Below are 11,751 nucleotides of genomic sequence, written 5' to 3'. Positions count from 1 at the left end.
GTTGATCAGAGCTTGCCGTTGGCTTGCAGTTGCGGAAAGGGCATGGATTAGGTAAGCCTGTCCTTAGGTATTGATGCGTTCCCGGGGAGGTCGCACCTTGGAGTCCCTCTTCGAGATCATCGACAGCGTGCCGTACTGGCTGCTGGTGCTGGTGGGCGGAATCGCCCTGTTCGGCGCGTTCCAGTTCTACTACTGGGGCGGCAAGAAGCTCGGCGGCAAGCTGTACGAGACGCGGATCGGGCGCCGGATCGGGAAAGAGCGCATCGCGAAGGTGGAGAACGTGGTCCGCCGGTGGGGCGCGCTCTCGGTCTTCGGGTGCTTCTGGGTGCCCGGCGGCCTGCGCCATACGCTGCCGTGGGTGGCGGGCGCGCTGCGGGTCGACTACCGCTGGTATCTGGTGGCCAGCGCGCTCGGCTGCCTGACCTGGGTCCCGCTCACCGCGTTCGGCCTGTACGCGGGCATCTGGGCGTGGCTGAAGCTGGCCGCGACCTCGCCCCTCTACGCGGGTCTCACCCTGGCCGTCCTGATCGCCGCCGTGGTGCTGTGGCGACGCCGCCGGCGCGCGAACGCCCCGGCGGCGGAAGACATCGAGAAGGTGGAGGTCTAGAGCCGCAGCGGCTCCAGCGCCGAATCGTCGATCTTCGCGTCCACGGCGTGCCGCCGGGTCGCCTCGACCCCGTTCACGCACGCCGCCTTGCTGGCGTACCCCTCGCTGACCGCGAGCGTCTGCCCGTTGCCCGCGACGAGCTTGAACCGGAAAACGCCGGTCTTGTCCTTACTGATGATGAAACGTCCTGCCATCTGATCCCCCCGAGACGAACCGGCTGTCGCAGCCATACCCCGACCGGCGGACATGCGATCATGACCACATGCGCCTCGGGGCCCTCATCGCACTGATTCTGATCTTCGCCTTTCCCGGTACGGCTGTCGCGGCACCCGCGCCTCCCGTCACGGCGCGTGTCGCCTTCCTGATGGACACCACCTCGGGAACGGTCCACTACGCCAAACACGCCACCCGCCGCGTCCCGGTGGCCAGCCTCACCAAGGTGATGACCGCCTACGTGATCCGCCGCGAGGCCCGCCTGGACGACGTGGTCAAGATCACCGCCGCCGACGTCAGGTACGCCGCCGCGAACGGCGCGACCGTGGGCGGCCTGCGCGCGGGCGAACGCCTCACCGTCCGCGCCCTGCTCTACGCCCTGCTGCTCAACTCCGGCGCCGACGCCTCACACGCGCTGGCCGAACGGTACGGCCCCGGCACCCACCGCTTCGTCGCCAAGATGAACGCCGCCGCCCGCGGCCTGGGCCTGGACGACACCAACTACGTCAACCCGGACGGCCTGCCGGCCCGCGGCGCGTACTCGACCGGCCGCGACCAGACCACGCTGGCCCGCGCCGCGATGCGGGACCCGGTGATCGCCACCATCGCCAGGACCAAGTCCCGCACGATCGCCCACCACACCTTCCGCAACACCAACGAACTGCTGGGCAAGGGCGTGATCGGCCTGAAGACCGGCTACACCAACGCGGCCGGCTACTGCCTCAGCTTCGTCGCCGTCAAATACGACCACACCTACATGGGCGTCGTCCTGGGCGAGACGACCGAGGCCCGCCGGTACGCCAGCGCCCGCACCCTGCTGGACTACGCGATCGACCAAAATCGCTAGCGGAGCAGGGCGTGGCAGGCGATCGCGGCGGCGGCGACCACGTTGAGCGAGTCGACGCCCAGGGCCATCGCGGCCGGGCTCATCGGGATGCTGACGCCCTGGTCGGCCTCGGCCAGCCAGTGCGAGGACAGGCCGTCGCCCTCGGAGCCGAGCAGCAGCGCGACCCGGTCGGCGAACTGGACCTTGTCGAGGGCGGGGGCGTGCTGGTCGGGGGTGAGCGCGAGGGTCTGGAAGCCGGCCAGGCGCAGGTCGGCGAGGCCGCCGTACCAGTCGGGCATTCGCGCGTACGGAATGGCGAAGACCGCGCCCATCGAGACTTTGACCGCGCGGCGGTAGAGCGGGTCGGCGCAGCGGGGGGCGAGCACGACCGCGTCCACGCCGAGCGCGGCGGCGCACCGGAAGATCGCGCCGACGTTGCCGTGGTCGACCAGGTCCTCCAGGACCAGGACCCGCCGGGCCCGGCCGAGGAGTTCGGGGACGGCAGGCAGCGGCAGCCGGTGCAGCGAGGCGAGCGCCCCCCGGTGCACCTGGAAGCCGGTGATGTTCTCCATCACCTCGTCGGAGGCCAGGTAGACGGGCGCGTCGGCGGGCAGGTCGGCGAAGGACGGCAGCCACTTGCGGGTGGTCAGCACCGAGCGGAGCGGGTGGCCGGTGGCCAGGGCGCGGCGGATGACCTTCTCGCCCTCGGCCAGGAACAGGCCCTGCTCGGGTTCCAGCGCCTTGCGCAGGTCGGTGTCGCGCAGGCGGGTGAAGTCCGCGATCCGCGGGTCGGCGGCGGAGTCCACCTCGATGACCATCAGGCCAGCGTACCGTTGCCGCCCCTTTGCGCTGCCATTCGCCGGTCACGCACAGTGCCCGATACAGTACTCACCGCTGCATGTGGCCGGGTGGGCGACGATCGGGGGTCAAGGTGCCTGACCAGCGAACGCTTGTGCGTCCGGCCGCGCAGGAAGCCGGCTGGCTGAGGGACGCGCGCCGGGCTCGCTTGCTGTCGGTGGCGACCCTCGGCTGGCTCGGCGTGGAGAGCGCCCTCGGGCTGTGGACCGGCTATCAGGCGCATTCGGTGGCCCTGCTCAGCTGGGGCCTGGCCGCACTGGTGGAGGCCCTGGCCAGCCTGATCGTGATCTGGCGGTTCACCGGCGCGCGGCTCTACTCCGCGCGGGCCGAGCGGACCGCGACCCGGGCGGTGGCGGTGAGCTTCTGGCTGCTGGCGCCCTATCTGGTCGCGCACGTGGCGCACGATCTCAGCCAGGGTTACCGGGCCGCGCCGAGCGCGCTGGGCATCGCGGTCACCACGATCAGCTTGGTGAGCATGCCCTTGCTGGGGGTCGCCAAGCGCAGGGTCGGGGCCCGGCTCAGGTCGGCGGCGACGGCGGGCGAGGGCACCCAGAACCTGCTCTGCGCGGTGACCGCGGCCGGGGTGCTGCTGGGCCTGGCGCTCAACACGATCGGCTGGTGGTGGGTGGATCCGGCGGTGGCACTGATGCTGGCGGCGGTGGCCGGGCACGAGGGCGTCAAGGCGTGGCGCGGCCAGTCCTGCTGCCACTGAAGGACCACCACGGCCAGGTCGACTCCGGCCGCGCGGAGTTCGCGGATGACGCAGCGGGCGCCGCCGGGGTCCGTCCAGGCGCGGCAGAGGCGTTCCTTCATCACGATTTCGCGTAGATTCGCCAGGCCGCGCAGGCCGCGCCGTACGGCCGGGGTGAGGCCCGGCGGCGCGAACTGGATCAGCAAGAGGTCTCCCGGACGGCGCCTGACCCCCACGCTTCCTGGCTCCCCCGGTGTCCCCTGCACAGCAACCCCTGCACCAAAACACGAAATATCGCCACTTTGGACATCACGATACATCGCGTCTTGCCGATGTCAAGATGTATCTCGACCTCCACCACAGACCAAATCCCGATATATACGGAAAGTAATCACTGCACTAGAAGTGTGGTTTTGCCGTTCTTGGGCTTGCCGCTATCGTTCCGTAAGCATTACGGAGAATCTCCCTATATGGCGTAGCGCAGGCGCGTACCGTCGGGAGTTCCATCGACACCAAAGAGGCCACCGTGGGCGGACGTCATCGCACCGATGAACTCGAAGGCGGCTATAACCCCGAGCCCCCGCCGCGCAGGCGCGGTGGCGCGGGCAAGGTGCTGGTGCCGCTGGCCGGCGCGGTCGCACTCGCGGTGCTGCTCGGCGTGGCCGCGTACGTGGTGGTCAACAAGGAGGGCCCCGGCTGCGGCCCGGACAAGGTGGCGCTCCGGGTCGTGACGGCCAAGGACGTCGAACCGGCCATCGCCAAGATCGCCGAGAAGTTCGGCAAGTCCGGCAAGACGGTGGACGGCAAGTGCATGGCGGTCACCGTCTCCGGCTCCGACTCCGCGGGCGTCGCGGCGGCGCTGTCCGGCACCGGCGACGCGCCGGAACCCGACATCTGGATCCCCGACTCCAGCCTCTGGCTGGCCGGGCTGCCGAAGGAGCGGGCGCCCAAGGTCAGCGGCAACGTGGCCCAGTCGCCGGTGGTGCTGACCGCGCCGAAGGCCGCCGCCCAGCAGCTGTCCTCCGCCTTCACCCCCAGCTGGACCGCCATGCTGGACGCCGCCAACGCCGCCAAGCCGGACGGCCTGGCCAAGAAGGTCCGGGTGCTGGTGCTGGACCCGGGCCTGAACGCGGCCGGGCTCGGCGCGCTGGCCGCCGCGGCCGGGGTGCTCAAGGCGAGCGGCGCGGCCAACACCGACGAGCTGCTGGTGGGCGTGCTCCGGCAGCTCTCCGAGTCGAAGGTGACCTCCCCGGACAGCCTGTTCGCCACCCTGGCCAAGACCGCCACCCGGGTGCCGATCGGCGTCACCTCCGAGCAGTCGGTCTGGGCGTTCAACGCCAAGAACGACGCGGCGGCGGTGGCGCTCTATCCGGCCGAGGGCACGGTCAACCTGGACTACCCGATCGTCACCGTGGTCAAGGACGGCCCCGAGGCCAAGGCCGCCAAGGAGTTCACCGCCGAACTCGTCAACGCCGCGTCCAAGAAGACCGTCCAGGAGTTCGGCTTCCGCACCCCCGACGGCGTCGGCAGCGCGCTCACCGCCGAGCAGGGCCTCAACCCGAAGGCGCCCACCGCCCTGCCGCTGCCGGACGCCAAGACCGTCGTCACGCTGGCCCAGTCCTGGAAGCGGGTCAGCCTCGGCACCCGGCTGCTCTCCCTCACCGACATCTCCGGCACGATGGCGCTCCCGGCCGACAGCAGCGGGGTGAGCCGGATGAAGGCGATCGCCGACGTCGGCATCGAGGGCCTCAAGCTGTTCCCGGACAAGACCGAGATCGGCACCTGGATCTTCTCCGACAACCTGAACGGCGACCGGGTGGACTGGAAGGAGACCATCCCGATCGGGCCGCTGGCCCAGCAGCTGAACGGGGTCACCCGGCGCGAACTGGTCGCCAAGAACCTGGCCGAGCTGAAGGCGATCCCGACCGGCAACACCGGCCTGAACGACAGCCTGTGGGCGGCCTACCAGAAGATGACCGACGAGTACGAGGCCGACAAGATCAACACGATCCTGCTGTTCACCGACGGCGTCGGCAATGACGACCCGTCCGGCGGGATCACCAACGCCGGCATCCTGAAGCGGCTGAAGGCGGCCTACGACCCGCAGCAGCCGGTCAGCATCCTGATCATCTCGTTCAACACGGCGGCCGACGAGAACCGCACCCAGATGACGCAGATCGCCCGGTCCACCGGCGGCACGGCCTACTTCCCGCAGACCGTGCTGGAGATCCGCAACATCTTCCTCAAGGGCATCGCCCGCCGCCTCTGCACGCCGAACTGCCCGTCCGCGCAGCAGTAGCCGCGTCCCACCCGCACCACCGGCACGCCGGGCCCCTCCAGGGGCCCGGCGTCGCTGTTTTCCCAGGTCATGCCACTTTGGCATGGATCAGTGTGTGGATCAGCGCGCCCGTAAACGCCAGTCTGGAAAGGAGCGTCTTCCTCGTGTGGGGCCTGGAGAGCACTCGAATTCCGTTACTGGTCCCGTTCTCGGGGAGGACACCGTTGCCCGGATGGCCGAACGTCGGCCGCGCCGACGACCACCGTTTGCTGGAGGCGCTGCGCCAGGCCGACGCGCACGCACCCGCGAGTCTCTACGACGCGTACGCCGATCGGCTGACCGACTACGCCTACACCGGCCTGCGTGACCTGGACGCGGCGGCGGACGCCGTACACGACGCCATGGTCACCGCGCAGAGCTCGGTGCACCGGCTGAAGGAGCCGGTCCGGCTGCGCGCCTGGCTGTACGCGCTGACCCGGTTCCAGTGCGCCGCCCGCGCGGCCGGGCGCACCCCCACCGGCCCGGCCCCGATGCTGGAGGACGCCGAGGATCCCGAGCTGGCGCTGGCCGTGCACGAGGCGCTGGGCGAGCTGAGCCGCCAGGAGCGCGAGGTGCTGGAGCTGACCATCCGGCACGGCCTGGCCCCGGCCGAGGTGGGCGCGGTGCTCGGGCTGACCGCGCGGCAGACGGCCGGGCGGCTGGCCAGGTCCCGCGACCATCTGGAGAACGTGGCCGCCGCCGTGGTGCTGGCCAGGATCGGCCGGGCGCACTGCCCGGAGCTGTCGGCGATGCTCGACTCCTGGGACGGGCCGCTCAGCGCGCTGCTGCGGCAGAAGCTGACCCGGCACATCCCGGGCTGCGAGCTGTGCCTGGAGGGCCGCCAGAAGCACATCGCGGCGGGGCGGCTGCTGGACCTGGTCCCGATCATGTACGCGCCGCTGTCGCTGCGCCGCCGGGTGGTGGACACCTGCGTGAACCCGGACCGGGACCAGACCCGGGTGCTGATCACCGAGCGGGCCGACCGGTTCGACCCGGAGGGCTTCCCTGTCACCACCGAGTTCAAGGCGAAGCGGGGCCGCCGGGGCAAGCCGGAGCGGCGGCGGGCGCGGGGGCGGCGGCGGGCCCTGCCGATCGTGCTGGCGCTGGCCTGCGCGGTGGCGGCGGCCGGTTCGCTGGCCTGGGTCAGCGGCCAGGAGGCGGCGGGCAGCATCCGGATCGAGGCGATGCCCCCGCCGAGCGCGGAGCCGCAGCTGGCGATCCCTTCCGATGGACCGATCCAGGAGCCCGAGCCGACTCCTGAGCCGACTCCGGTGGAGGAGGACCAGGAGCCGGCGGCGACGGCCGTGCCGGAATCGACGCCCGCCGCTCCCGCGACGGTGGCCCCCCGGCCGACTCCCAAGCCGACGCCGAAGCCGACCAGGACCCGGGGTTCCCGGCCCACGACTCCGGCGCTGAGCCTGAGCTGTCCCGGCGACATGGGCGACACCAACGCCGACGTGATCTGGGTGACCGCCCGCAACGCGCCGATCACCTGGACGGCGACGGTCTCCGGCGGGGCCACCATCTCGGCCAGGAGGGGCGCGCTGAAGGCGGGCGCGACCGGCCGGGTGACGCTGTCGGTGAACGACCCCGACGAGGCGGGCAGCGCCACGATCGCGTTCCGGTCCGCGGGCGGCAACCCGACCTGCAAGGTGTGGTGGCGCGGCGAGGACGCGCAGACCCCGCCGGACGGGGTTCCTGACCCCACCACGACCCCACGCGCCCCTAGCCCGTCACCCAGTCCCACCCCGACCGTGCCGGCCGCCGGTGAGCCCACTTGAGCCAGGTAAACCCCCCGAACCAGTCCAGAGATCATAAGTTTCGCGCCGAGATCACAAGGGGAGAAACAGGGCGACCTTAGGACATGAGGGGGCACAGTGGCCCAGGCATGGCTACCCGTTGCCAGTCGAATTCCCGCTCCCCAGGACGCCGGCCCCATGAACGGCGGGGCGCCCCGGGTGGTCTGGTTCATCTGGCCGACCGACCCACAAGGGATCTCGGCCAAATCCGTCGCCCAGCGGCTCGTCCAGCTGAACTGCCCCGCGCACCTGGTGTGGAACCCGGTGCTCGGGCAGATCGTCCAGCAGCTCCCGCCCAGCCGGGCGGCGTGCGGCCTGGGCGGCGACCTGAACCGGCATGGCCGGGCCAACATCCAGATCAGGGTGCTCGGCTCGGTACAGGAACCCTTCACCGACAGCAAGCTGGACGGGCTGGACGAGATCCTGGCCTGGCTCGACTCCTGGGAGGTGCCCCGCCGCTGGCCGGCCGGCCCACCGCTGCCCTTCCCGCACTCCCTCGCAGGCGGAGGCGATGGCCGCCTGTGGGCCCGGGGCGGGCACTTCGGACATTCCCAGGTGCCGGGCGTCCGCGACGGCGATCCGGGGGCGATCGACGTCCAGCGCATCCTGGGCACCCCCGCGCTGGAGGTGCCCCGGCCGCGCGAGGAGCTCCGGCTACTGGAACGGGTGATCTAGGCCCTCGATCAGTTCGGCGAGTACGGCGCAGCCGCGTTTCACCTCGTGCAGCGCGGCCGAGCCGTACCCGAGGACCAGGCCGTGCACCCGGTGCGGCCCGTGATGGTGGCGGGCCGTGGTGTCCAGCAGCACGCCGCGCTCGCGCGCCTTCCTGGCGATCTCGGGTACGGCGTCCGCCGGCAGTTCCACCAGCACGTGCAGCCCCGCCGTGTCCCCTTTGACGCGGTCGCCGAGCAGGGCCACCACGGCCGCCCGGCGGCGGGCGTACTCCAGGCGCTGCCGCCGCAGGTGCCGGTCCAGGTCGCCGTTGCGGAGCAGGGCGGCGACGGCGCGCTGGACCGGTCCCGAGGTGCGGTCGCCGAGCGTGGTGCGGCGCAGCGCGATCGCGTCCAGCAGCCGGGGCGGCGCGACCAGCCAGCCGAGGCCGAGGTCGGGGCTGAGTGACTTGGACAGGGTGCCGAGCAGGATCACCCGGTCGGGGTCCAGGCCGTACAGGGCGGGCAGCGGGGCCACGTCGTAGCGGAACTCGGCGTCGTAGTCGTCCTCGACGATGATCGCGCCGGTTCTGCGGGCCCAGGCCAGCAGGCGTTCCCGGCGCGGGATCGGCAGCCGCCCGCCGACCGGGTACTGGTGCGCGGGCGTGGTGTAGAGCACGCTCAGGTCGTCGGGCAGCGCCTCGACGACCACGCCGTGCTCGTCCACCGGGATCGGGACGACCTCCGCGCCGCGCGCCGCGAACACGGTTCTGGCCACCCGGTAGCCGGGCTCCTCGGTGCCGGCCCGGTCGCCCGGCGTCAGCAGCGTCGCGGCGATCAGGTCCAGGCCGTGCCCGGTGCCCCTGGTGACCAGGACGTTCTCCGCGCCGGCCGGGACGCCTCTGGCCCGGCGCAGGTGCTCGGCGAGCTGGGCGCGCAGGTCCGGCAGGCCGTAGGGGTCGGAGCGGTCCTGCGGCGGGAACTCGCCCACGCCGCGCCAGGCCCGCCGCCAGGCCGCCGCGTCGTAGCCGTGCACCCATGGGCGGCCCGGCCGCAGGTCGATCCGGCCAGGACCGGGTTCCGGCTCGTCGGCCAGGACGAACGCCGCCCGCTCGGGGGCGGGCGCGGCGCTGCCGGCCGGCAGGTCGGCCACGTAGGTGCCCGAGCCGTGCTTTCCGTCCAGCCAGCCCTCCGCGTACAGCTGCTGGTACGCCTCGGTGACCACGGTCCTGCTGACCGCCAGCGCGGCCGCCAGCCGCCGGCTCGACGGCAGCCGCTCCCCCGCCTTCAGCGCGCCGCCCCGGACCGCCGCCCGCAGCTGGTCCCCGACCTGTACGGCCAGCGGCACCCCCGCCTCCCGGTCCACCGACAGCGGCACGTCGACCTGAACCCGGGCCCGAGAAGTGGCCCTGTCCATAGTGGTCCCCCATTCCCACAAAAGCGGACATATCCCAAGAGTCCACCCGCCCTTCACCGTAACGTTGATCCGCTCACACGACGTCACATGCCATTTCCCACCAATCCGGTCAACCTGGCCGTGGGACGGCGCGTCTACTTCATGCACCACCCCACAGGAGGCCTCCATGGTTCCCCCCGGCGACTGGCGCGTACCCGGATATGCCGAGGTGCGCACGCTCGGCGTCGGCGGCGGAGGCCGAGTCGTGCTCGCGGTGCACGAGGCGTCCGGCGCCCACGTGGCCATCAAGTACCTCTCCGAGGACTTGCGTGGGCAGCCGGGCTTCCTCGACGGTTTCCGCGCCGAGGCCCGCCTGCTCGTCGAGGTCGACGACCCGCACGTGGTGAAACTGTACGAATACGTGCAGACACCCGAGGGCGCGGCCATCGTGATGGAGCTGATCAACGGCGCACCGCTGCGTGCGCTGTTGCGGGCCGAGGGCGGCACCGGGGCCGAGGCGGCGCTGGCCGTGCTCAAGGGCTCGCTCCTCGGCCTGGCCGCCGCGCACGAGCGTGGCGTGGTGCACCGCGACTACAAGCCCGAGAACGTGGTCGTGCGGGCCGACGGCGCCAGCAAGCTGGTCGACTTCGGCATCGCGCTGAAGGCGGGGGCCAGCGGCGTCCCGGCCGGCACGCCGGCGTACATGGCGCCGGAGCAGTGGGCCGGGCATCCGGCTTCGACCGCCACCGACGTGTACGCCGCCACGGCGGTGTTCTACGAGTGCCTGACCGGGCGGCGGCCGTACCAGGCGACCGAGCACGTGGTGCTCATGCACCTGCACCAGACCGCCGACATCCCGGCCGGGGACGTGCCGGTGCCGGTGCGCGGCCTGGTCGAGCGGGGCATGGCGAAGGACCCGCGGCGGCGGCCCGCCAGCGCGTCCATGTTCGTGGCGGAGCTGGAGGCGGTGGCCGTCGCCGCGTACGGGGCCGACTGGGAGGCGACCGGCCGCCGCAAGCTGGCCGCGCTGGCCGGGCTGGCCGCGGGGCTGTTCCCGATGGGCGGCGGCGGCCCGGTGCCGCAGGTCGGCACCACGCTGTTCAAGTCGACGCTCGGCGGATTCGGCCGCAGCCTGGTCGGCAAGATCGTCATCGGCGGCGCGGCCCTGGTGGTGGCGGGCAGCGCGATCACCGCGTACGTCCTGATCAACGAGGAACCGGTCAAGAACGTGACCCCGGTGGTCGCGGAGGAACTCCCGACCCCGGTCGAGGAGTTCACCGAGCCGCCCACGGAGGAGCCGACCGAGGAACCCACCGAGACGCCGAGCGAAACGCCCACGGAAGAACCCTCGGAGACGCCGACCGAGGAACCGACGGCGACCCCTGACCCCACGCCGAGCGCGACCCCCACCAAGACGCCCACCAAGGTGCTCGGCGTCTCCGTGGCCGGGCTCTCGCTCGCCGCGTCCACGCCGATGGCCAAGGGCACCGTCTCGGTGGTCACCGACGGCGTGGCCAAGACCACGCTCACCGTCAGGTTCACCGTCAACGGCAAGGTCGTCGGCACCCAGTCGATGCCGCTGAGCGGAGCCAAGAAGTACACCAAGGCGGTCAGCCGCGACCTGGGCACCAGGCCCTGCGCCGGCACCTGGGGCATCATCGCCAGCACCAGCCCGGCCGCCGCCGCCGGCGCGGTGACCGCCACCAGCAAGGTCGCCGCCTGCCCGACCCAGATCACCGACCTGGACGTGCAGTCGGTCACCCTCGACAAGACCGGCAAGACCGCCACCGCGACGGTGAAGGTGACAACCGACGGCACCGGCCGGATCGAGCTGAACGGCGACTTCGCCGGCGGCGGCCAGTCCTCCAACCTGCCCGCCCTGCGCCTGGCCGGCCAGCGCGCCTACACCAGGACCTTCACCCACACCTTCCCGAAGGCGGTCTGCACCGGCGCGGTGACCTTCACCGCGAGCAGCGATCCTGCCGGGCCGAACGGCGCCGTGAAGCGCGAGGTCAAGGCGAACTGCGGGGTGCCCACCGTGACCGCGATCGCGGTGAGCCTGGGCGGGCAGAGCGACGGCAACGGCCTGATCACCAGCACGGTACGGGTGACCACCGACGGCCCCGGCCCCCTCACCCTGACCACCACCTACGCCCGCGGCGAGGGCGGCACGAACCCGGTGAACACGCGGACCTTCCAGCTGTCCGGCCAGACCAGCTACTCGGTCACGGTGACCTTCGACTTCGGCATGCTGTGCGACACCTACTACAGCCTCGCGGCCGTGACCGACCCGGCCGGATCGCGCGGGCCGATCAGAGACCAGAAAGTCGCCCGCTGCGCCGTGATCGAGTGATATTTCGCCACGTAAGCCACGACAGTCTCTTTCTGACACGA

10 protein-coding genes are annotated in these 11,751 nt (G+C 71.8%); 7 read left to right on the top strand and 3 right to left on the bottom strand.

Annotated elements, in window-relative coordinates:
* Nucleotides 1–97: 97 nt before the first annotated feature.
* Nucleotides 98–607, top strand: a complete 510-nt coding sequence (locus tag Acor_RS09000; protein WP_246238516.1) for a DedA family protein — start codon at nucleotides 98–100, stop codon at nucleotides 605–607.
* Here the strand turns inward: Acor_RS09000 and Acor_RS08995 are convergent.
* Nucleotides 604–801, bottom strand: coding sequence for a YegP family protein (locus Acor_RS08995; RefSeq protein ID WP_155336105.1), 198 nt, complete (start codon nucleotides 799–801; stop codon nucleotides 604–606). The genes Acor_RS09000 and Acor_RS08995 overlap by 4 nt on opposite strands.
* A 68-nt stretch (nucleotides 802–869) precedes the next feature.
* Between Acor_RS08995 and Acor_RS08990 the strand changes: the two genes are divergently transcribed.
* Entirely contained in the window at nucleotides 870–1,667 is a 798-nt protein-coding gene (locus Acor_RS08990) for a D-alanyl-D-alanine carboxypeptidase family protein (protein WP_155336104.1), read from the top strand.
* Here the strand turns inward: Acor_RS08990 and Acor_RS08985 are convergent.
* Nucleotides 1,664–2,464, bottom strand: coding sequence for a TrmH family RNA methyltransferase (locus Acor_RS08985; RefSeq protein WP_174876122.1), 801 nt, complete (start codon nucleotides 2,462–2,464; stop codon nucleotides 1,664–1,666). The two genes, Acor_RS08990 and Acor_RS08985, sit on opposite strands and share 4 nt — an antisense overlap.
* A gap of 113 nt (nucleotides 2,465–2,577) precedes the next feature.
* Here Acor_RS08985 and Acor_RS08980 point away from each other — a divergent pair, with 113 nt between their 5' ends.
* The 4 genes from Acor_RS08980 (at nucleotide 2,578) to Acor_RS08965 (ending at nucleotide 7,986) form a co-directional block, all read left to right on the top strand.
* The gene (locus Acor_RS08980) at nucleotides 2,578–3,216 is read left to right on the top strand and encodes a cation diffusion facilitator family transporter (protein ID WP_246238515.1); all 639 of its coding nucleotides are present in this window, start codon (nucleotides 2,578–2,580) and stop codon (nucleotides 3,214–3,216) included.
* A gap of 505 nt (nucleotides 3,217–3,721) precedes the next feature.
* A complete protein-coding gene (locus tag Acor_RS08975; protein ID WP_155336101.1) occupies nucleotides 3,722–5,494 on the top strand; it encodes a substrate-binding domain-containing protein in 1,773 nt (590 codons plus the stop codon).
* A 203-nt stretch (nucleotides 5,495–5,697) separates the two neighbouring features.
* Nucleotides 5,698–7,293, top strand: coding sequence for an RNA polymerase sigma factor (locus Acor_RS45385; RefSeq protein ID WP_155336100.1), 1,596 nt, complete (start codon nucleotides 5,698–5,700; stop codon nucleotides 7,291–7,293).
* Between the two features lie 156 nt (nucleotides 7,294–7,449).
* Nucleotides 7,450–7,986: a hypothetical protein gene (locus Acor_RS08965; RefSeq protein WP_155336099.1), complete on the top strand. Its 537-nt coding sequence runs from the start codon at nucleotides 7,450–7,452 to the stop codon at nucleotides 7,984–7,986.
* Here Acor_RS08965 and pdxR read toward each other — a convergent pair.
* Nucleotides 7,966–9,378: a MocR-like pyridoxine biosynthesis transcription factor PdxR gene (pdxR, locus tag Acor_RS08960; RefSeq protein ID WP_155336098.1), complete on the bottom strand. Its 1,413-nt coding sequence runs from the start codon at nucleotides 9,376–9,378 to the stop codon at nucleotides 7,966–7,968. The two genes, Acor_RS08965 and pdxR, sit on opposite strands and share 21 nt — an antisense overlap.
* 166 nt (nucleotides 9,379–9,544) lie before the next feature.
* Here pdxR and Acor_RS08955 point away from each other — a divergent pair, with 166 nt between their 5' ends.
* A complete protein-coding gene (locus tag Acor_RS08955) occupies nucleotides 9,545–11,710 on the top strand; it encodes a serine/threonine-protein kinase (protein WP_155336097.1) in 2,166 nt (721 codons plus the stop codon).
* Nucleotides 11,711–11,751: the final 41 nt, after the last annotated feature.

Source organism: Acrocarpospora corrugata (genome assembly GCF_009687845.1).
In the GTDB taxonomy this organism is placed as follows: Bacteria; Actinomycetota; Actinomycetes; order Streptosporangiales; family Streptosporangiaceae; genus Acrocarpospora; species Acrocarpospora corrugata.
This window is presented reverse-complemented; position numbering and strand designations above follow the sequence as displayed.